This window comes from Proteiniphilum sp., assembly GCF_034331125.1.
GTDB classification, from domain to species: Bacteria; Bacteroidota; Bacteroidia; order Bacteroidales; family Dysgonomonadaceae; genus Proteiniphilum; species Proteiniphilum saccharofermentans.
On the sequence record NZ_JAXQGC010000007.1, the window covers coordinates 1 to 22,163 of the forward strand.

Annotated in this window: 15 protein-coding genes; 3 read left to right on the top strand and 12 right to left on the bottom strand. The window is 41.3% G+C overall.

What is annotated here, in order from left to right; translation table 11 throughout:
* Nucleotides 1-90 precede the first annotated feature (90 nt).
* The 10 genes from U2P89_RS02245 to U2P89_RS02290 form a co-directional block, all read right to left on the bottom strand.
* Nucleotides 91-1,185 carry a glycoside hydrolase family 88/105 protein gene (locus tag U2P89_RS02245; protein WP_076929530.1) on the bottom strand — a complete coding sequence of 365 codons (1,095 nt, stop codon included), beginning with the start codon at nt 1,183-1,185 and terminating at the stop codon, nt 91-93.
* An 84-nt stretch (nt 1,186-1,269) separates the two neighbouring features.
* Nucleotides 1,270-4,038 (bottom strand): glycoside hydrolase family 2 protein, encoded by a 2,769-nt coding sequence (locus U2P89_RS02250; RefSeq protein ID WP_322190510.1) that lies wholly within the window; start codon nt 4,036-4,038, stop codon nt 1,270-1,272.
* A gap of 142 nt (nt 4,039-4,180) precedes the next feature.
* Nucleotides 4,181-5,656 (bottom strand): RagB/SusD family nutrient uptake outer membrane protein, encoded by a 1,476-nt coding sequence (locus U2P89_RS02255; RefSeq protein ID WP_322190511.1) that lies wholly within the window; start codon nt 5,654-5,656, stop codon nt 4,181-4,183.
* A 27-nt stretch (nt 5,657-5,683) separates the two neighbouring features.
* On the bottom strand, nt 5,684-9,025 hold the full coding sequence (locus U2P89_RS02260) for a TonB-dependent receptor (RefSeq protein ID WP_322190512.1): 3,342 nt from the start codon (nt 9,023-9,025) through the stop codon (nt 5,684-5,686).
* A gap of 323 nt (nt 9,026-9,348) precedes the next feature.
* The gene (locus tag U2P89_RS02265; protein WP_313381886.1) at nt 9,349-10,326 is read right to left on the bottom strand and encodes a FecR domain-containing protein; all 978 of its coding nucleotides are present in this window, start codon (nt 10,324-10,326) and stop codon (nt 9,349-9,351) included.
* A gap of 101 nt (nt 10,327-10,427) precedes the next feature.
* Nucleotides 10,428-10,952: an RNA polymerase sigma-70 factor gene (locus U2P89_RS02270; RefSeq protein WP_322190513.1), complete on the bottom strand. Its 525-nt coding sequence runs from the start codon at nt 10,950-10,952 to the stop codon at nt 10,428-10,430.
* 180 nt (nt 10,953-11,132) lie between these two features.
* Nucleotides 11,133-12,722 carry a RagB/SusD family nutrient uptake outer membrane protein gene (locus U2P89_RS02275; RefSeq protein WP_322190514.1) on the bottom strand — a complete coding sequence of 530 codons (1,590 nt, stop codon included), beginning with the start codon at nt 12,720-12,722 and terminating at the stop codon, nt 11,133-11,135.
* Nucleotides 12,723-12,743: 21 nt separating this feature from the next.
* Entirely contained in the window at nt 12,744-16,118 is a 3,375-nt protein-coding gene (locus tag U2P89_RS02280) for a SusC/RagA family TonB-linked outer membrane protein (protein ID WP_322190515.1), read from the bottom strand.
* Between the two features lie 197 nt (nt 16,119-16,315).
* Nucleotides 16,316-17,341 carry a FecR family protein gene (locus tag U2P89_RS02285; RefSeq protein WP_313381883.1) on the bottom strand — a complete coding sequence of 342 codons (1,026 nt, stop codon included), beginning with the start codon at nt 17,339-17,341 and terminating at the stop codon, nt 16,316-16,318.
* 328 nt (nt 17,342-17,669) lie between these two features.
* Nucleotides 17,670-18,224 carry an RNA polymerase sigma-70 factor gene (locus U2P89_RS02290; protein ID WP_091908174.1) on the bottom strand — a complete coding sequence of 185 codons (555 nt, stop codon included), beginning with the start codon at nt 18,222-18,224 and terminating at the stop codon, nt 17,670-17,672.
* A gap of 320 nt (nt 18,225-18,544) precedes the next feature.
* Here U2P89_RS02290 and U2P89_RS02295 point away from each other — a divergent pair, with 320 nt between their 5' ends.
* Nucleotides 18,545-19,267: a DsbA family oxidoreductase gene (locus U2P89_RS02295; protein ID WP_313381778.1), complete on the top strand. Its 723-nt coding sequence runs from the start codon at nt 18,545-18,547 to the stop codon at nt 19,265-19,267.
* Between the two features lie 88 nt (nt 19,268-19,355).
* A complete protein-coding gene (locus U2P89_RS02300) occupies nt 19,356-19,913 on the top strand; it encodes a GNAT family N-acetyltransferase (protein WP_313381779.1) in 558 nt (185 codons plus the stop codon).
* Here U2P89_RS02300 and U2P89_RS02305 read toward each other — a convergent pair.
* Both U2P89_RS02305 and U2P89_RS02310 read right to left on the bottom strand, forming a co-directional pair.
* Nucleotides 19,891-20,406 (bottom strand): hypothetical protein, encoded by a 516-nt coding sequence (locus U2P89_RS02305; RefSeq protein ID WP_019538954.1) that lies wholly within the window; start codon nt 20,404-20,406, stop codon nt 19,891-19,893. The two genes, U2P89_RS02300 and U2P89_RS02305, sit on opposite strands and share 23 nt — an antisense overlap.
* A gap of 137 nt (nt 20,407-20,543) precedes the next feature.
* Complete coding sequence (locus tag U2P89_RS02310; RefSeq protein WP_076929516.1) at nt 20,544-21,158, bottom strand: DUF4230 domain-containing protein; 615 nt, start codon at nt 21,156-21,158, stop codon at nt 20,544-20,546.
* Nucleotides 21,159-21,588: 430 nt separating this feature from the next.
* Between U2P89_RS02310 and U2P89_RS02315 the strand changes: the two genes are divergently transcribed.
* Nucleotides 21,589-22,116 (top strand): hypothetical protein, encoded by a 528-nt coding sequence (locus U2P89_RS02315; protein ID WP_322190516.1) that lies wholly within the window; start codon nt 21,589-21,591, stop codon nt 22,114-22,116.
* Nucleotides 22,117-22,163: the final 47 nt, after the last annotated feature.

Below are 22,163 nucleotides of genomic sequence, written 5' to 3' on the forward strand. Positions count from 1 at the left end.
ACATACAGGAACTTGCATCCTGCCAGTTTAATACCATGCCCGACATACAAAGAAAAAGTGGAATAATAAATTCCACTTTTTTTAATCAACTTAACGCAGTTTAATCACTTCGCTTCCCGCCAGTAAAAACGCTCCGGTACCATACACCTCCCAACTGTTTTCATCAAAGTTCTTTCGGGGATCTGCCCCGATGGGCTGTACCCATCCTACACGACCCTCTTCATTCACACAATTATTCAAAGCCTCCCAGCATTTCTCAATGGCAGGTTTATAGGTCTTACTATCCAATAAACCATTATTTACCCCCCAGGCAAACGCATAACAGAAAAATCCTGAACCACTCACTTCCCCACCCGGATAGGAATCCGGATCAAGCAAACTGGCTCTCCATAATCCATCCTCTTGCTGGAGAGACAATACACGTCCTGCCATTTCCTTGAATAGCTGTTCATAGAAAGGTCGCTCCGGATAATCCTCCGGTAATTCCTCCAGAAGCCGTGCCAGACCTCCCATGACCCAACCATTACCACGGGACCAGAAAATACGTTGCCCATTTGCTTCCCAGCGATCGGTTGTATCCCCTTTTATGACATAATTCAAATCACGGGCAAAAAGTTTCTCATCCTTATTATACAACAAATCATAACATTCTTTGAAATATTGATCATTATATTGATAATAGGTCGGATCATTTAACGTCGTTCCTAATTTCGCTAATACCGGCGGAGCCATAAACAAGGCATCGCACCACCACCATTTGATTACCTGAATTCCCTTATACGGATAGGGATTCTCAAATAAAATCGCAAGAGTGTCAATGGTAGGCTGAATCATCTCCTGGTGTTTTTCAATCCTGTACAAATCTATATAAGTCTGACAAATGGCAATATCATCTGCATGATACCAGCGTTTATATGGCCGCCATTGGGTGGAATCATTTCCCATCGCCATCATTGCATCGTAGATTGTCTGCGATTTTGTTGTCTCCCAGGCGGCAAATAGCCCGGCATAAAAAGCTCCGTTCGTCCAGTCATTCGGGGCATGGCGTGGATTTTTAATTTGCCACTCAGCCACTTTGTTCATTGTCTGCCTGATCGTCCCAGGGGCAAAAACAGAATCTGCCTTATGCATACTACAAGATAGGAATAATAATATCCCTGCAATAAAAAAAAGAATTTTCTTCATTTTTGGTTAGTTTTTATTTGAGTGTTTACCTAAGTTTCTCTTGTCTTATGATTGCAACTATGTGTAATAATATGCATGGTCATTTCAAGGAATAAATTTCAGATAGACTTTTCCTCTCAATGGTTCAGCATGTCCGGAACTCAAAAAATAATTCTGCCGGCTCTGCAGTCCAAGTTCTTTAGCCTGTTTGAATTTCGTTCCAACCGGGCTGATTGCGTTGAGTATGGACAGCTGCCCATCCGGGAACACTCCGAGTGTATTATCGTTATTACGCTTCACCGGATTGTCCGGAGTGAACAAATGGAGAAACAAATCTTCAGAAGCTGCCACTATCCGCAGGATCCCTTCATCCGTGGCAAGGTCTGCCGCATACAGGTTAGAATGAAACCCTTTAAATTCAGGATATTCCCATGACTCTCCGGTAATGGTATTGTTATACTCTTTTTCCCAGATATTGAAAGAGACTCCTTTCATCCTGTTTTTCCAAACCCTGTAAGGCCCGTTCCCCAGCCATTTGACATGTTTTACTTTATCTTCCGGATAATCAAATGTGATCCCTATGTGATCATGATAACCTCCCACATCAAATGAATAGTCAATCTCAATCCATCCCGAAGGTAGCAATGATAACGTAATCACATTTCGCCTACCCGGCCGGCTGCTGTTTTCATCCCTAAAACTCAGTCGTATTTTCTCCAGATTATCCTCCACAACTTTATCCAGTTCATCCAGGGCCATATTTCCGTTAGTATACCTGGGTCCATTTGTAAGGGACAATCGTTGTCCATTGCTCTCAATCTGGCGGATAACTCCACTCGTTCGATCTATTACAAGCCTGACATCTTTACTACTCAATATAATTTCGCCATTCTGCTCCTCCTGCTTAACGATATTATTCTCTCTTTCAATTAATCTTAAGGCATACCGGGAAGCAGGAGTAATTGTTCTCGTCCAGGTATAAATCTCCCTGCCATATATATCGGTAGCGGTCAAAGACAAAGCGTCATAATCGGAAATATGCTCTGGGAGCGAAACTTTTATCAGCCCATTAAACCCCGGAGGGATATCTGCCACGGAAACATCCGTCTCCAGTTCGTTCTTTACACCGGCAAGATAATCGAAATTGATCCATTTTGCCGTAAAGCTACATTGATTCAGGTTTGTAAAATGGTAACGATTCTGTACCCTGAAAACACCATCGAACGAAGGAGGCAGGAATGTGGTCCCCTCCAGATAGACGGGCGACCAAATCTCTTTGATAGTATAGAAACTACCCTCTTTTTCACGAAAAGGCCCTACAATACCATCAGCAGCATGGTTGCCATCGGTATCTATCTCGTTATCCCTATCACTTCGAACCACACCCTGATCTACCAGATCCCACAAAAATCCACCGGCACCCAAAGGATTGAATTGAATAAGGTTCCAGAAATCATCCAATCCTGCACCATGCCCACCGTCATATAATCCATGCATAAACTCCGTCGGAAAAAACAATTTATTCCCATTGAACAAAAAATTGGTTCCTACCCCGTATGCAGGATAGTGATAGGTATTGGTATATTCTTCCTCCAACCAGGGGTGGAAAACATGCCTCTTTTGAATATCGAATTTAGGATATTCCGGCACCAAATCGAAATTAAATCCGCCCTCATTGCCATTTGCCCACATTACAATACTCGGATGATTCACATCCCTGACAACTAATTCCCGGACGAGTTTCTTACCGACTTCGGTGTCATACATGGACTGCCAACCGGTAAGCTCATCAATGACATACAGTCCCAGAGAATCACATATATCAAGAAAATGCCGGTCGGGAGGGTAATGCGACATTCTGACAGCATTCATGTTCATCTCCTTTATCAGAAGGGCATCCATTAAACTGATGGAATAGCTGGTAGCCCTGCCTGTGGTAGGCCAGTGTGTATGCCTGTTGACCCCTTTAAACTTTATCCTGGTCCCGTTTATATAGAACCCATCACCCGGACGCAACTCTGCAGTGCGAAACCCAAATTTTTCTGTAATATTGTGTACGTTTTTTCCATTCTTAATGAAAGATACTTCTACCTGGTATCTGTTCGGAAACTCGGATGACCACAATTTAGGATTATCAAATTCTGCGGATAAACGGGTTATGCCGGATTTGTCCGTATTAGCAGTGATGGCATTCCCAAATAATTTACCCTCCAGCGTTTTTACCTGAGCCGTTACCTGCGCATTCCCTATATTATCGCTAAGGAAAACATCCATTTGAAAAATTCCATCACATCGGGCATCAATGGCAACCCGGTCAATATGCTCCTTCGGGAGCACCTCTAACCATACCGGGCGGTATATTCCTCCATATACCCAGAAATCGGACTTTCGTTCAGCATTTTCTACAGACTCATTCGAAGATGATTTGTGAACAGTAACCTCCAGAAGATTATCTTCACCAAATTTCAGTAAATCTGTAATATCATATTTAAAACAATAAAAACCTCCTTGGTGAATTTCTCCGGCAACTTGCCCGTTTACCTTCACCTCGGTATCTGTCATCACACCTTCAAATACGATATTAATTTGTTTCCCTTTCCATATCTCGGGTAACACAAATGAATGGCGATACAGGCCAGTCTCATTGATGCGTTCCTTATCATGTCCATAAGTGAACTGGCCAAACCCCTCGAACTCCCAGTTGGAAGGAACGGGGATCTTAGCCCATTCCCCGCTTTTGCGTCCTACCGTACAGAAAAAATCCCATAACACCGTATTATCACTTCCCGTACCGGACAGATACAGGGATTCTGTCTGCTGTCCATAAGACAAAAAAGTCAGTAAACTTACACACAATAAAATGATCTTCTTCATGCGATTAAAAATTTAGACATAAAAATCATGATACAAGATTTAGGATGTACGAGCCCGTTTCATAATACGAAAATATATAAAATCTTAGACCACAGAATGAAAAATCCAATAATTTTTTACTCTGTGGTCTAACATATAACTACTATTTATACAAGCTATTCTGTACTAAATTAGGATTAGCATCCAATTCATTCTGAGGAATGGGAAAAACATAATGTTTCTCTTCTACTTTGTATTTTTTAATACGTGTGGTCATCAGATTCATCCGTTTCATATCAAACCACACATGACCTTCCTGGCATAATTCCCATAACCTCTCCTGGAAAATGGCTTCCCGAAGCGTTTCCTTGGTATAATCAGACGCTTTTAAAAGAGGAAGACCGGCTCTCGCCCGTACACGGTTAATTCCGTACAACGCATTTTCAGTAGGGCCATTCAATTCATTCTCAGCTTCAGAATGCATCAATAACAGATCTGAGAATCTGGTTATATAATGATTCAGGGCATAATCTGCCGTACCGTTACCAACATCTGTCCTGTCGATATATTTATTATAGTGAGGGATTGCTATACTTTCCGGATATGTATAAGTTCTGTCCGGATTGTTTACCCCTTGGTAAGAAAGGACAAAAGTTTTACTCCTTCGTTTATCTGTTGTTGCCATACTGTTGAAAAACTCTGTTTCTACCGTAAGTGACGACCATCCATCCAACTTAATCTGGTCACCGCTTCTGATGCCCGTAAAAGTGGGCCAGTCCCAACCTTGTGACATAAAACTTTCATACTCCACACTGAAAATATACTCGGAACCGTGTTCATTCTCTAACAAGAAGACTCTTTCATAATCTTGTTCCAGGTCATAACCATAAGCACTGTTATCAATGGCCGATTTCGCTTCCTGTGCCGCCTTACTCCAATATTCCGATTTATTCCAGGGTTTCCCCGCATATGACAAATAGGCTTTGGCTAACATGGTCTGCGCTGCCCCTGCAGTGGCCCTTCCCACATCCGCACCGCTATTCTTCGGGTTCAGATTATTTTTGGCATATTCAAAATCATCAAAAATAAGTGTCCAGACGGCTTCACTTGTTCCCTCATTTGAACTTTCAATTTCAGCCATATTCTCTTCTGTTTTGAGAGGCACGTTCTCAAAGAAACGGATCAGATAAAGATAAGCAAGTCCACGGAGAAAACGTGTCTCACCAATTATCTTCTCTTTTAAACCGGGAGTTTTGAACTCGATATTGTCCAGATAAGTAAGCACTGTATTTGCCCGATTGATAGTAACGTATAATTGAGACCATATTTGGTAAAATCCGGTAGAACTGGTTGTCCATGTAAACTGATCCATTTCCGTACGCCAGGCTTCACCGGAAAAGTTATTCCATGTTGCTTCCCCGGGATATTCCGCAGCCAGTATGATCTGACGCTGAAAAGCATTGCTGTGACGCAAAGTATTATAGACAGAGATCAAGGCTGCCTTGGCATCCTCCTCGGTTTTATAAAAATTGATCGGGGTAATATTGCTGTACACTTTCTCTTCCAGAAAACTGTCATGACAACCATTCAAACATAATAGAATGGCGACTAAGGCGAATATTGTTTGTTTAACCTTCATAATAATCACACTTTAATAATTAGTAAATCAGAATGATATATTCACTCCAAACAGCACCGCCTTAGCAGACGGATATGCATTATAATCCACTCCTAACTGGAGATTACTATTCCCTTGGGAGTTCACTTCCGGGTCAAAACCACTATAATTGGTAATGGTAAACAAGTTTTGGCCGGTTACGTAAAGACGGAGAGAATTCATAAATCTGACATTCCCGAATGTATAACCCAACGTCATTGTTTTAACCCTCATATAACTGCCATCCTCTATCAACCAGTCTGATTGCAACAACAGCGGATCAACAGTCACGCGTGCTCTTGGAACACTTGTATTTGTATTGGTGGGTGTCCAGCGATTTAGGATCTCCCTGCGCTGATTTCCCCAGGGACCTGAAATATTCGTTTCTGCACGTTGGATGTTAATGATGTCATTACCATACGATCCCTGCAGGTATACCGAGAAGTCAAATCCTTTAAAAGAAAAGTTATTGGTCCAGCCATAGATAAAATCGGGATTTGGATCCCCCACAATCATGCGGTCGTCGGTATAATTGATCTTTCCATCTCCATTTTTATCGACGAAGCGGGCGTCACCCAACTTGTCATTAGCCGAAGAGCGTGGACCGGCCTCCAATTGTGCCTGATCCTGAAATACGCCATCATATTTCAACAGATTCCATACACCTACCGGTAACCCGGGTTCTAGCCAGCTTCCGTTTACTTTCAAGTGTCCGGACAGGGTTCCCTGCGTACTGGGGGTATATCCTGGTATTTCCAACACTTTATTCCGGTTTCTCGACCAGTTCATTTGGGTGTTCCATTTGAATTCCCCGGTGAAGACGTCTGCTCCTAAAGTTATCTCCAATCCTTTATTCTCCAGACTTCCGATGTTTTTAAATATCGAACCAAATCCAACCGAACTTGGGGTACTGATATTCCACAATAAATCAGTGGTGTTTTTGTAATAATAATCTACAACCAGAGACAACCTGTTATTAAATAATCCTATATCCAATCCTACATCTGTAGAGGCTGTTGTTTCCCATTTTAAATCGGGATTCGGAATATTATTAGGACCTACACCTGAATTCAACATACCTCCTAAGGCATAATTCATGGTTCCAAGCATAGCCAACGATTTATAATTGTCTATATTCTGATTACCTGTCTTTCCATAACTCGCTCTTACTTTAAGATTAGATAACCAATCCACCTCCCTCAGGAATGCTTCTTCAGAAGCTCTCCAGGCCACCGCAAAAGAAGGGAAGAAAGACCATTTATTATTCGCTCCGAATTTAGAACTACCGTCGGCACGTGCCGTCAATGTAAACAGATACCGGTCTTTATAAATATAATTCAACCGGCCCAAATAGGATGCCAATTGGTTTTGCGACCTGTTTGATCCGGGTTGTCCATAGGTGGTTCCGGCTCCTAAGTTATTGGCTAAATACAAATCTGTGGAATAACCGGTTGAAGATGCTTCAAAATGTTTGTAATGGAAGATTTGCCAGGTATAACCACCCACCACATTAAATGAATGATCTCCCAATACTTTGTTATAAGTCAGGATATTTTCATTCAGGTAAGATACATCTTTACGATACCTCTGATTTGCTTCCCCATTTTTGGAATTTCCCCTATGTGTCTGTTTAGGCCAGTAAAAAGCCCTGTTGGCTGTGGACAAATCTGCCCCAAAAGTAATTTTCAGAGTCAGGTCCTTCATAATCTCCCAGTTTGCATCGACAGAACCCAGGAAACGATCTATTTCCTGATTATCCTTATAATGATTGACCGTAGCAACAGGATTATTACTGGGGGTACCTCCCGGGGTAGGATTTGTCATCGTATAATTACCATCTGCATCATAGATAGGCACGGATGCGGGCATCACAACGGCGCCATGCACAACGCCACCTGTACCGCCACCTCCGTCACCTTCGGAAGGCATTCCATTTGCCCAACTGTGACTGGCCGTGATATTGGTACTGACCGTCAGACTCGGCACTATTTTAATATCCAGGTTGGAACGGAAAGAGGCGCGGTTGAAATTACTGTTTTTAATAATCCCATCCTGACCGAAATAGCCTCCCCCGACAGAATAACGAATTCCATCATTACCACCGACTACACTGAGATTATAATTTTGAGTGGGAGCGCTGGTAAATACCTCATCCTGATAATCAACACCTTCACCTAAAGCAGAAATGTCAGGGAAATAATAAGGATTATTCGGATTGGGAAATACAGGACTTTGCCCGTCGTTAGCCCTTGCTTCATTTACTAAAGTGGCATATTCCCGGGCATTCATCATATCAAGTTTTTTAGCTACGGTTTGCACTCCATGATAAGCATCCAAAGTAACACGTGGTCTTCCTATATCTCCTCTTTTTGTTGTAATCAAAACTACACCATTGGCGCCTCGGGCACCATAGATTGCCGTCGCCGATGCGTCTTTCAATATTTCTATAGAAGCAATATCCGCCGTATTTAATGTAGCCAGCGGATTCTGTGCCGTACCGTTACCTCCTGCCGAACCTCCTGCAGAGACGGGAAAACCATCTACAACATACAAAGGTTCATTGCTACTACTTAACGAGTTACCCCCACGAACGCGGATCAGAACCCTGCCACCCGGAGCTGAAGAGGCTTGTGACACCTGCACCCCGGCTGCTTTACCCTGGATAGCCTGGTCAAGCGAGGTAACAGGCGAACGCTGTATATCTTCCGATTTAATGGATGATACTGAACCTGTCAAGTCCCGTTTTCTCATTGTCCCATAGCCCACAACCACAATTTCATCCAGTGTTTTTGAATCCTCCTGTAAAACAATATTGACGGAATTCCTTCCCGTCGAGTTGACCTCCTGTACCAGATAACCGATATAAGAAATCTGAATTACAGCATTGTTTTCTACGGTCAATGTAAAATCCCCATTTATATTGGTTACGGTTCCGTTGGTTGTTCCTTTTTCAACAATATTTGCTCCGATCACAGGGTCACCGTTTTCATCCAGTACCTTTCCGGTTACTGTTTTTCGTCCTGCCTGCCTGACATCTGATTGATCAATAGCATCTTTCTTCGACAAGATTATTTGATAACCTTGTATTTCATAGCTTATACCCTTATCCTTCAATACAGATGCCAATACATTTGTAATCGGCTGATTTCTTTCATTCACCGAAATCCGTTCTTTATCATTGATTTCGGTGTTGTCATACATAAATGTATAGGGATAGTTTTTCTCGATATAAGAGAAAAATTCTCTTAGACTTATGTTATTCAACTTAACATCAACACGTTGCATATTATCGACATGCACATTGGTTAACAGAAAGAATAACAAAAAGGATAATAATACCTTTTTACACATGATAAATATGATTTAAATTAGTTGAATTGTTTTTTTACTTAAATTTGAATAATATAGGATGCGCCTCGGAAAAGTTCAACAAGTTAGATTATTCCCGCATTCGACAAAACGAGTAAACTCGTTCTGTACTCACTTAACGGAATAATTCATGCAAGCTTGGCTTTTCTCTCGGCTTTCACTATATTTGTAATTCTAAACGATCAAAAATCATGTGATGCCTATCGATAAATAATCGATAGCACAAAGAAGTGAATGAGTAATGACGTTTAGTTTAAAAGCATGAGGAATGCCCGTTCTTCGTGCTTTTTCTTTTCGGTAATTCTCTATCTTAGATGAATAGTCACCTCCTTTCCTTCTATTTTATAAGTAATTGGCGTCATTTTATTCAATAATCCCAATAACTCTTTCATTGATTCGGTTTTAACAACAAATGTATAACGTGAATCAGGATTCGCATTCTCAAGGGTAATATCCACTCCATACCAACGCTCCAATTTTTTTACAACTTCATAAATATTGTTGTCATACACCTTCAGTATGTTATTCGTCCATAGTTTGGTTATGCCAGTGTCATCGGCAACAATACTGCAACTCAGGTCTGCTTTCGAAACACGTCCCATCTGGTTAGGTTGCAACTGTGCCAAGACAACTCCATTTTTATTATTAAAGAGTGACACCGATCCGCTCTCAAGTGAAACCGCTATATCTGGATCTGTATCATAAGCAGAAACATTAAAACTTGTACCATGCACCTGCACGCTCACGTCTCCCGATTGAACAATAAATACCTTACGGGGATCTTTTGTCACTTCAAAGAAAGCTTCTCCCTGCAAATGGACCCTACGTTGACGGGATTGAGTAAAATAGGTTAGTGTGGAACCGGAATTTAACCATACCCTCGAAGAATCGGGAAGGGTAAGCTGTGCTTTTTCACCCAAAGGGGCATAAGCTGTAAACTGTGTAGACTCCCCTCTTCCGCTATTAAACAGCAATGAGAGAGCCACCCCAAAAAGCAAGGCAATACAAGCTGTTAAACTGATATATTTAATCAATACTTGTTTTGAATATGATGCGGCTGTAACCGGAAGATCTATCATTCCCCGGATCTTCGTCCACACCTGCTCCTTATCCGGTAATGAGAGCGGGGTCTCCTCCTTAAGGAAGCTCCATTCTTTTTCGAGGGAACGAAAGAGAGAACGATGTTCAGCGCTTTCCGCAAGCCATTCATCTACTTCCGCCTTCTCCCAGGGAAGTGCTTTTCCACTCAGGTAAGCGGCAATTTGCTCATAGGGTACTTTCATCTCTTTTTATGTCATTTATAATAGAGACCCTTAAAAAGTAAAATACCCCTAAAGAAAATTTATTTTATTTAAGGCAAAAAATATGTTTTATAACACATCCCTCATTCTAAAGCAGAAGCAACCTGTTTTCGAATTCGTTTCAGGGCGATAGACATCTGGGTTTCTACTGTTTTTACCGAGATATGATAATGATCTGCAATCTGTTGATAAGTAAGTTTCCGTTCTTTATTGAGGACAAAAATAGCCCTGCATTTTTCCGGTAATTGATCAACTGCTTTCTTCAATATGGCAGAGAATTCTTCCATATCATAGCAATCAGGACTTGCTTCTGCCATTTCTTTCTCCTCTATCCATTTATTAAGCAAAACAACTCTTTTCTCCTTGTTCCGCAAATAGTTCAGCATCCGGTTACGGGCTGCATTATAAAGATAGGTTTTCAGATATTGGATTTCCAAATATTCTTTATTTTCCCACAAACTGACAAAAACATCCTGTACCACATCTTCAATAGCCGCTACATCCCTGGTATAATAATTCAGAAACAGACATACCGGTTCAAAATATAAATCATATATAATCCGGAAAGAGGATGTATCTATCTTGGATATAGGGTATTGAGACTTCATTGACATATTAGTTTCGGATGCAAATTTAAGCTTTTTAAATAAAAACCAATCGTTTACTGTTTTTTTGCATCTAAAACCAGTGGTATACAAAAACCTCAGCGGCTCCCCTGCCTATTCAAAAGAAAACCCGGAAGAATTTCCCGGGTTTTCTTTTTATAAAGGCTATTCCGTAAAAGCTAATCAATAGCCAGGATTTTGTGTCAGTGAAGGATTACGCTGTAACTCCTGATCAGTAATGGGCCACAACAGGTGTTTTTCCTGGAATGTAGCACCCCAGGGATTTTGGGCTCCGATTACATCGATAAAAGTTACTACACCTTTATTATCTGCAGAAGTTACCGGGTATTTACGTGTACGCTGTATATCGTCCCAGATCTTCATCTCAAGACTGAATTCACGGATACGCTCAGCCCATACCTGCTCAACAAAAGCATCCGGTGAAAGGCCGCTTAATTCGGAAACGATCTGATCCCTTGTTCTGGTAGTGTATGCGCGTGCACGCACATCGGCCAGATAGCCGACTGCTTCAGCCGTCACACCTTCTGAACGGGCGATAGCCTCCGCAGCAATCAGCAACACCTCTGCATAGCGGTAAATCGGGAAATCTTTGCCACTGATACCTGTTTCAAACATCGCCTCTTCATCCACATAGAACCAGGGAGAAGGTTGTTCAAATTGAGACATATTCCCATTCTGATCCGGATACTGCGTAAAGAAGAACTGTCTTTCCTGGATACGAAGGTCGTTTACCGGATCATACGCATTGATCAATGTGGGCATCGGCCGGATCGCATTGTTTGTCAACGTGTACTTGAAAGTACCCCAGGCAGCAGCATAAACAGGAAACGAAAGTTGTACCCAACGATTCTGGTAATCAGTAATCGTGGCTGAACGTTCTCTGGTGAAAACATATTCCTTAAGGTCGTCACTGGTGCGAAGGACATTGTAGGCACTTCCTTCCTCGTGGTTTAGGTGTTGTGTCAGACTATGCCTTCCTGCATTGATAATGCTCCGGGCCGCAGTTGCTGCATCTGCATAACGGTTGGTGTTCAATGGGTAACCGCTCATCTGTAGATACACATTGGCCAGCAATGTTTCTGCCGTAGCTTTTGTAATCCTGAAACCATTATCTACAAAGGCGGCATCTGCCAAAACCGGAATTGCCTCTCTCAGATCCTGTTCAATCTGTGCATATACCGCTGACGAGGGATCACGTGGAATATAGAGGTTCTCGAGCGACTCGTAAGGTTCTGTTACCAGAGGCACATCACCATAGAACTTCACCAGGTGGAAGTAGTTGAAAGCACGGAAAAATTTCGCCTGTGCGATCAACCGCTCTTTTTCTCCCGCAGCAAAACTGACATCTTCAATTCCCGGGATATACTTCAATGCCGTATTGGCCCGGGCAATTGCCGTATAACAGTTAGCCCATAGCGTATTCATCTGATTGGCAATATTAGATGCGCTAATTGTCAATTCCTGGCTGTACTGCACGATTACCTCCTGTCCTTTGTATTCATTGTCATACAAGCCGGAAAGATAGGGTCCCCATGCAATGGTTGCTCCATTATATACTCCTGCATCATAATAGGTGATCAAACCGGTGTTATATAAAACATTGACACCGGAACGGGCGTGGTTGGCAGTCTGATAAAACTGGCCAAGGTCCATATTCTCTCTCGGCTTTTCTTCCAAAAAACCTTCGCATGAATTGAACGTAAGTGCGAAACAAAAGAGCATGAAACCTAAAAATATATTCTTTATTTTCATTGTCGTTTATTTTTACAAGATTTAAAATGTGGCCGATAATCCCAGTGTAAATGTTCTTGGCTTAGGGTACTGGAAGAAGAACATATTCTGACCAAACTTGGCGTTGGTTCCCGACTGCGATGTTGCCTCAGGATCATAACCTCTGAAGTCACTTGCGTGAATAAGGAATAAGTTACTCACACCGGCATAAATACGAAGGTTACTTAATGCCTTGATGGTACCGGGATTGAAATTGTATCCCAATTGAATCAGATTGGCACGCAGGTATGAACCGTCGGCTACCCAGCGTGAATCGAGTTCAGAACTTTGACCGTCACGGGTGCCATTGCGTATCGCCTGGGTCTTGGCGTCTGTCTTACCCGGTCTCCATGCATCATAAAGAATCGATTTTTCACCGTTGGTAAGTCCGAAACGGTCTTCCGTAGAGTGGGTAAACTGTTGCAATACTTCCACACCATATACAAACTGGAAGTCCACCGTCAAATCAAAATTCTTATAACTGAAATTATTGATGAAACTACCCATAAAATCGGGCATGCCTTTACCAAGAATTTTCTTTTCAGAAGAACGTTTGGCCTGTCCTACGATCTGACCGCTGGGAATCAAACCTGCCGCCCTGTCTTCTTCAGTCCAGTAACCTAATCTTTCGTATCCCCAGAATGCAGCTAAAGGCTCACCTACACGGAAGATAGTCTGATATCCGGATACCCAGCTGGGACCGGTAAATACATCTTCATTATTTTCACCCAATGCATCGATCCTGTTCTTGTTGTAATTCAGGTTCAATATGGTTCCCCATGTGAAGTCGCCGGTAGAGATATTGGTAGAGTTGATCAAGAGATCGACGCCACGGTTGGTGATCTGTCCCATATTGTCCGTTACCGAACCAAAACCGGTAGTACGGGGAACGGGACGCGGCAGAATCAGGTCTTTTGTCTGTTTGTTGTAATAAGATACCTCAACACTCAGGCGATTATTGAACATGCCGAAATCAACACCTATATCGAACTGATGGGTCTTTTCCCACTTCAGGTCGGGGTTAGGCAAACGGCCCGGCCATGCGGCACTCTGACGGGCGTCATTAATAAACACGTTACCACTACCCATCATAGCCAGAGATTCATAGGTACCGATCTCAGAGTTACCGGTAATACCGTAACTGGTATGGAATTTCAGGTTGTTGACAATACTGGTACTGAAGAAATCTTCGTTCGATACCACCCATGCCAGACCGGCAGAAGGGAAGAATGCATACTTATTGTTTGCACCGAAACGGGATGAACCGTCCATACGTCCCGTTATTGTGGCCGAATATCTATCATCATAAGTATAGGCACCTCTCAGGAAGTAAGAGTTCATGGCCCATTTCGAGTAACCCGACGTGGGGTTCTTCGGCAATGTACCTACCCCCATATTATTATTTCCGTAGAAGTCATCGGAGAATCCTTCGGTCTCTCCGCGGTTCCACCTGTAAATTCTTTCCTGCCATGACAAACCTAACATACCGTTGATACGGTGTTTATCGAACGTGTTCATATAGGTAAGGAAAGTTTCTTCCTGCCAGAACAAAGTGCTCTGATCCTCGATCCAAGCATTTCCGTTAGGATAGGAAATATTGGAGAGATCGGTGGGAGAATAATTGCGGTACTGGTTTTGATATTTCGTAATCCCCAAACGTGTTTGCAGATCCAAACCGGGAGCCAGATGAAATGTAAGTTCGGTATTACCGAAGATCTGCGTACGTTCCCGGGTACGTTCCTGGGTCTCCAAAACGTGGACAGGATTCGCCATCCCTTCAAGCCCCAATGCATCACTCACAGTGGTGGAGTTCGACCATCTTCCGTCAGGAAATTTAACTGGCATCCAGGGCACCATCTCGATCATGGAACGGCGAGGCATCTGGTGGCCACCATCTTCTTCTGCTTCGTTCCCCCAGGTATGGTTCACGAACAAACTTACCGAAGTAGACAACCATGGAGTGGGATCTGCATCATACGTAAGCTTCGCATTCACACGCTTCTGATAGGAATTCAGCATCAGACCCTGATAATCGGAATAATTAAGAAATGCCCCGATGGATGAAAATTCATTCCCCTGCTGTATACTCAACTGGTGGTTATGCGACAATGTTGTACGGGTTGCCTCTCTCTGCCAGTCGGTATCATACAGCGGATTACCATTGGCATCAAACAAGTTGGGATCAGTAAAGTAATCAGTCTTGTTGAGTGAATAATTCTTGCCCTGGTATTTATTGGCATTTTCCTGACCGATCATAAAGGCTTCAATCCATTCGGAAGCATTCATCACATCCATATAGCTTGCCATGGTACCTACACCAACCGAACCGTCGTAGCTAACCCTTACTCCTGTACCTCTCAATCCACGCTTGGTGGTGACAAGAATCACACCGTTCGCACCGCGTGCTCCGTAAATGGCTGCAGAAGAAGCATCTTTCAGCACCTCAATCCTTTCAATATCGTTGGGATTCATGTACTGGAAGTTCTCCATCGCTACACCATCCACGATATAAAGAGGATCGGTACTTGCGTTGATAGTTCCGGTTCCGCGGATCACAACACGAGAAGCTCCGCCAGGCTGGCCCGAATTGGAAAATATATTCACACCGGAAGCTTTTCCTTTCAATCCGTCCAGTGCACTGAATGATTGTTGCTTTAAAATATCTTCACCTCTAGATACAGAGATGGAACCGGTTACGTCGGATTTGCGTTGAACGCCATATCCCACGACCACCAATTCGTCCAATGCCTGAGTATCTTCCTGCAAAGTAATATTAAAGGTGGTTGTATTGGCTGTATTTATTTCCTGCTCTATATAACCGATATAGGAGATACGGATAACCGCGTTATCTTCTACCAGTAAAGAAAAATTCCCGTCTATGTCGGTCACGGTACCGTTGTTTGTACCCTGCTCAATAATATTGGCTCCGATAATGGGCTCTCCCTGGGCGTCGATAACTGTTCCGGTGATCTGTTTCTTTTGTTGGAGCACATTGTTCTCCTTATTCACCTTTTCATTGCTATCCACTTTTTTATCAATGAAAATATACTTTCCGGATATTCTATAAGTAAGTGAAGAATTTTCCATTAACTGATCCAGTATCTCATGGATATTCCGGTTTTCCAGGTCTACATCATAGTGAATGTTGCGATCCACATCACTGCTTTTATAAAAAAACACGTAATCAGACTGATTCTCAATAGCAGAAACAATCTCATCAAAGGTTGCCTGCTGCATCTTTACCGATAGTTTTTCATTTTGGACATAATCACCGGCAAAACCATTAAAATTCCCGGTAATCAGAAAGACAAAAATGAACATCACGGTTAAAGGTTTTTTTCTCCATATAAGTCTATGGGGATCTGTTAATTTATTCATATCTTTGTATGTTTTTGATAAATTAAAAAATAGTATTCCACTGTTGCTTGTGAGACAATAGAGGTGATTTAATTAATTGAAAACGAATTATGGGCCGGGATACTGTTGGCGCAGTCTCCTGGCTTTATTTATTATTTCAGGGTTCTCTCATAGGCATTTATTTTTATAAGTTATTAATCTATTTTGAATTATACTGATCATCTTTTCTGAAGAAAGATCGTATCATCACTGAACTGTAACCGGAATTGCCTTTTGAAATTAAGGACGTTTGCAATTTCTTCTACTGTTTGATGGGCAAAGAACTTTCCCGTATATTCTTCCTTCCTATCCACTTCATCCAGAATAATAATGGTAATACCGTATATCTTCTCCAAGCGACGGGCTATTTCTTCTAATGGAGCGTCTCTGAAAGAATAAATACCATTCATCCACGATGTAACGTCCAATGTATTTACTTCCGACAGAGTCGTTTGATAAGACTGCTTGTCAAAATAGATCTGTTGATTCGGATACATCACAACTTCATTTTTAAGGTTGCCTTCGTTATCATACGTCCCCAGCTTCACTTTTCCAGTCACAAGAGTTGTAATTACATAAGAGTCTGAAGAATAGCCAAAAACATTAAATTCGGTACCCAACACATTGATCCGCTGTTTATCGGCATGAACGATAAAATCATGCCGGTCATCTTTTGTTATACTGAAATATGCTTCTCCATCCAGATATACTTCCCTCTCTCCTCTACCAAACTTTTCCGGATACCGGAATAAGGAGGAAGCGTTCAACCGAACAACAGATCCATCAGATAACCGGACAGTTTGTATCCCACTTTTGGCTCCGGTCCGGACTTCGACCCATACTGTCTGATCACTTCCCTTGTAAAATAAACGGACTCCAACAACCATCAGCAAAATAGCAACTGCTGCTACTCCTGCATACCGTATGATGCTGCTATAACGCTTGTCCCGGTTCGTTTCTGATGATGAAATATGTGTTGCGGATTGTTTTTTAAGTTTCTCCCATAAACGCTCCCAACTTGCCTCCAATTCTATTATATCGGGGTACTTCTCTCCCTTACGAAAGTCATAAATATGTTTTAATTGGAAGAAAATATCTTTATTTCCCTGTGAAGAATGATACCATTGCAAGAAAACATGCATATCGTCCTCAGTATGAATCCCTTGAAGCACACGTACTACTATTTCCGGAACGTCTTTATTCATTGGTCATATCTTTTTGTCGAACTATTTGTTCTTTTGCCATAACTCACCAGAACTCAACAAGTTTTTTGGGTTCAATTTATCGTCAGTTGCTTTGCCAAAACAGATTAATAATCTAAGCAATTAAATTGTATCATTAAATTTAGAGTATTCTTGTATATATTATATATACGATTGTTAAAAGTGAACTACGTATTATTTTTGAAAAATTTTTATATAAAAAAAAATAAATAATGAGAGTGCATAATATAATTAGTCATCAATCGATTTATGCGAAGCGAGCATATCAAAAATGTAAAAAAATAAAATAATCGTGTGAAAAGTAAAAATTTTATATCAAAAAAAGAAGAAAGAAAAAAGTAATCAGACTATCCCGGAGAAATTTCAGGGCTTTGTAAATATGTGTCTCTACCGTCCTGACCGAAATATCCAATTCTTCGGCAATATCGATATGCTTCCGTCCTTCGAGATAGGCCTTTTTAAAAATCTCCCTGCGTTTAGACGGCAGTTTGTCAATAGAAGCATAAACAGCTTCCATTTTGTCTTTATCCCAGAAATAGTCTTTCGACGATTCGTAATATTTTAATTCGTCCAACTTAACTTGTTGAACAGCTTTATCCATAAAAGTGTCCTCCACCTGTTGATGTTTCAAATAATCGTAACAGGCATGTTGAACCATAGACAGAAGGTAATTTCTGATATTTTCTTCCACAATGATCGTCGACCTTTTATCCCATATCTTAAGGAAAATATCGTGGACAATATCCTCCGCTGCATGGGTATCTACAAACTGCCGGGCAAAAAAGACCAGATCTCCGGCATATTGCAGGTAAAAAGCTTTAAAATATTCTGTGAAAATACCTTGATCTTCTTTTTGTTTTTTCATTTCGGAACTCTAAAGATATCCACCCAAGTGAAACTTTCATTGCTCTTAAAGGCATCAGGCACAGGACTGTCCTGTGGGTATTTCCTGTCAAACCGGTTTAAATAGTCTGCCGTAAACATTATCATCGATTTAAAACAACCCTCAAAAGTATAAAAAATAAATAAAAGTCATCTCCGGCAAGTTTACTTTAAACAAGAAAATTCATCTTCTGTATGTCGCTTAACGAAAAAACCGGATATGGATAAACACATACAACCTGTTAAACAAAACAGCGGAAAACTTGTTTACTTTAATCACAGAAACGATAACATAAGATCAAAATGAAGATAGAAGTTTGGACCGATATCATGTGCCCCTATTGCTATATCGGTAAAATACATTATGAAAAGGCGCTTCGGCAGTTTGATCATGCTGATGAAGTAATTCTCGAATGGAAAGCATATCAGCTCAATCCCAGCCTTCCGGACAAAGGGAAGGGTATCCCTGTCAAGCAATACTTAACGGACATGGCAGGCTATTCTGAAGAAAATGTAGATAATATGTTTGCCGGGATCAGGCGGCTGGCTGACGGGGCAGGTATTCCATTTGCTCTTCCCAACGCAATTGCTGCCAATACACGTGACGCACACAGATTAATCAAACTGGCAGCAGAAAAGAAACTGGATTCCGTTGTCCTGGGAAAATTGTCGAAAGCCTATTTCGAAGAAGCTAAGGATTATAGCGATTGGGAGTTGCTTGTCTCTATCGGGAAAGAGGCGGGTTTAGAGGAAGAAGAGATACGCCGCATGTTGGATAGCAACGACTATCTCTATGAGATAAAGCAAGATATGCAGGAAGCGGCCAATCTTGGGTTTGATACTGTACCCACCTTTCTGATGGACAGGCGGCAGGCCATTATAGGTTCGGAACCGGTAGATCTGTTTGTAAAAGTGCTGAACAAAGCATATAGTGACTGGAAAAACCGGACAGAAAAAGAAGCAGCGTCGGTGCCGGAGGTAACCAAAGGCAAATCATGCAATGCGGACGGGATGTGCGAGATTTAATTTTTTCATGTTTAAAAGGATTATGGTATCTTTGCACACAATGGAATAAGACCTACAGGTCTTTACTAACTTTTCAATGAGGCTATAAATGGAATATTTGCGGATTGATCCCACCGATACAGCGCGCTGGGAAAGGATTTGGAAATTGTATGAAGAGAGTTTTCCATTAGCGGAAAGACGAAAAAAAGACGATCATTTGCGTGCTCATGCAGATGAGCGATTCTTTCCCTTATCGGCATGGGAAGGAGAGGAATTGATAGGGTTGATATTCTTCTGGGAATGGGACTCTTATCGCTATCTGGAGTACCTTGCAGTTAACCCTGAGCTTAGAGGACAAAGTTTCGGATCTCAGATGTTGAAATATTTGCGTGATTCGGAGCATACCATCATTCTCGAAATCGATCCCCTCAGCAATGAATTATCGGTACGTCGCTTACAGTTCTATGAACGGGCTGGTTACACGCTCACTCCCTATCGCTTTATGCACCTACCCTATCGCCTCGAGGCAGAACCACAGGAGCTACTTATACTAAGTTATCCGAACATGATCACCAAAGAACAGCACAATGATTTTGTCCGGTTTGTGAATGAGGAGGTGATCCGTTACTGTGAAGGTTATCCTTTCAACCAAGCACCGATTTCATAAGTTGCAGTAATTGCTCTACCATCAGTTTTTCTCTTTTTGATCGTGGATTGATAGGATAAATGATGACCAGGATTTTTTCTTTATCCTCCATCTTCAGGTATCCCCCTAATCCCCATGAGGTCATTCGCGCATCTGTTCTGAACTTCAGGATGTTCTTTTTCCTATCAGAATAAGAGATGATCCATTGGCGGTCGATCCGCTGCATCACCTCATCGAAAGGGTATTCTGTCCGTCCGTTAAAGTGAAACAGCTCTGTCTTCTGACCGGAAAAAGAGGGAGGATCAGGATCATCCGATTCCATATAATCGAGCCGTTTTGAGAAATAATATGTAATGATCGCGGGAGGGATCATACCGACAATAAAAAACACTAACGCCGCCTGCCAGAGATTGACTTGCACCCTCCACAAAAAACAGACTACTACGATAATCCCAACGTAAAAAGCCAGGAAAATGGATACCCAGTATAAGTATAACCTGAATGTGAATCTCATACGATTAAAATTAGAACCACGAGCCAAGAACCAAGATTCAAGACCCATTTGTAAATTTACATATTAGTTTCTTGGCACATTTAACTATGCTTCACTCCGTTGAAAGTTGTTTGTCCCGACTTGTCGGGGTTGGCACATTAGTTCAGTTGTGGCATGACCAGTTCTTCTGTAATATGGATATCTTTAAAACCCATCTCTCTCAAAAGCGAAGTGATAGCAATCTTCGCTTCATCGGTCGCTTGCCTGTAGATACCCTGTTCAACTGCATCACGGATCATCACATTTTTCTCCCGTGAAATCGCCTCGTTGTAATCCGATATTTTAATGGGATTAAACGCATTCTCGCTTTCATTGTACACCTGTATTGATTTTTCATCAATCACTGTATCCAGTATTTTAGGTTTAGGAATCGAGATATGAATAGTAGTGTCGTTATCTACAGTCACATTTATCCGGTTAAAATCCACTCCGGCCTTAATATATCCGTTATATTTCAGTAAAAAATATTTGTCGGTCAGCGGCACATTGATATTTAAAAACTTACGGTAGTCTTTATAACTGATCACTCCCGTATAGTTATACCTGACCAATGCCAGCTCCTGTATATAGGAAATACGATTCATCACCGATGAACTGTCGTATCCTCTCTCTTTCTCAGCCCTTTTATTCCCTGCCAGCAGCAGGATCGCTAAAATAACTGAGAGAACGAAGAAGAAGACCGTCAGTATATTTATCCTTATTTTTGTATTCACTACTATAAATTTGTTATTGCTTACACATAGCTATTATATACCCAATACATCATTTCCAAATTCATCCTATCGGAGGACTAATGACTTTCATTTTACCAACAGACTCAATCTGTTTTATCAAGGCGACTCCCCAAGGTAATACAAAAATAGTAATTAAAATAAGAATATGAAGAAATTTCCTATTTTCAGATTTTTTTATTTATAGCATTATTTATCTATCTTTGAGGATCAATACATAACAGTTACATATTTTGTATAACCTATTACTCGTTTAAGATTTACTATGTTAAAAGAATCATTGAAGAATATCCCAATCCGCGACCTTCATGACAATGGAAAATTATCCGTTCGCGCACTCAATTGTTGTCTTTATATAGATCTATACACCCTCTATGATATTATTACCTATTATGAAGAGGGTGGGTCTTTTATGGAAATTCGAAATGTAGGCCACAGGACCTCGCTTGAATTAGAAACACTATGTAAAGACATTCTTTTTCAGCTTAAAGAACCCCAAATTGGGGACCATCAAAAAAAAGAGCCGGAATATGATAGAAAATCAGAAGTAAAAGAGTTGATTGAGAATGATCTTCACCATGCCCTCAATGATAAACTTATTTCTCCTGCCGAATTATTTAACTACTTGTCTCCCCTAAAAAAGATTTTAGTTGAAAAAAAATATAATGAACTTGTTTCGTCTTGTTCTAAACGGACAGCCAGATGGTTAGGTAAAATCAATTTTGAGAATTTTATATATGATTACCTAATTGAGCGGGACGGAGTTCTTATGAATATCAGGAATTTAGGCAAGAAAGCATATCCTGAACTCATAGCGTTAAAAAGAAAGTTCGAAAATGAACTTTTAAATATTATACTTTTACCGGAGGATGCTTTTCCGAGGGAGAGGCTAATATTGGAAAAAGGTAAATGGTTTGAGGAGGATTTTGTATATGACTGATGTTTCGCAGTTAAAAATGAAGTTGATAATCAGAGGATAAGAGATAA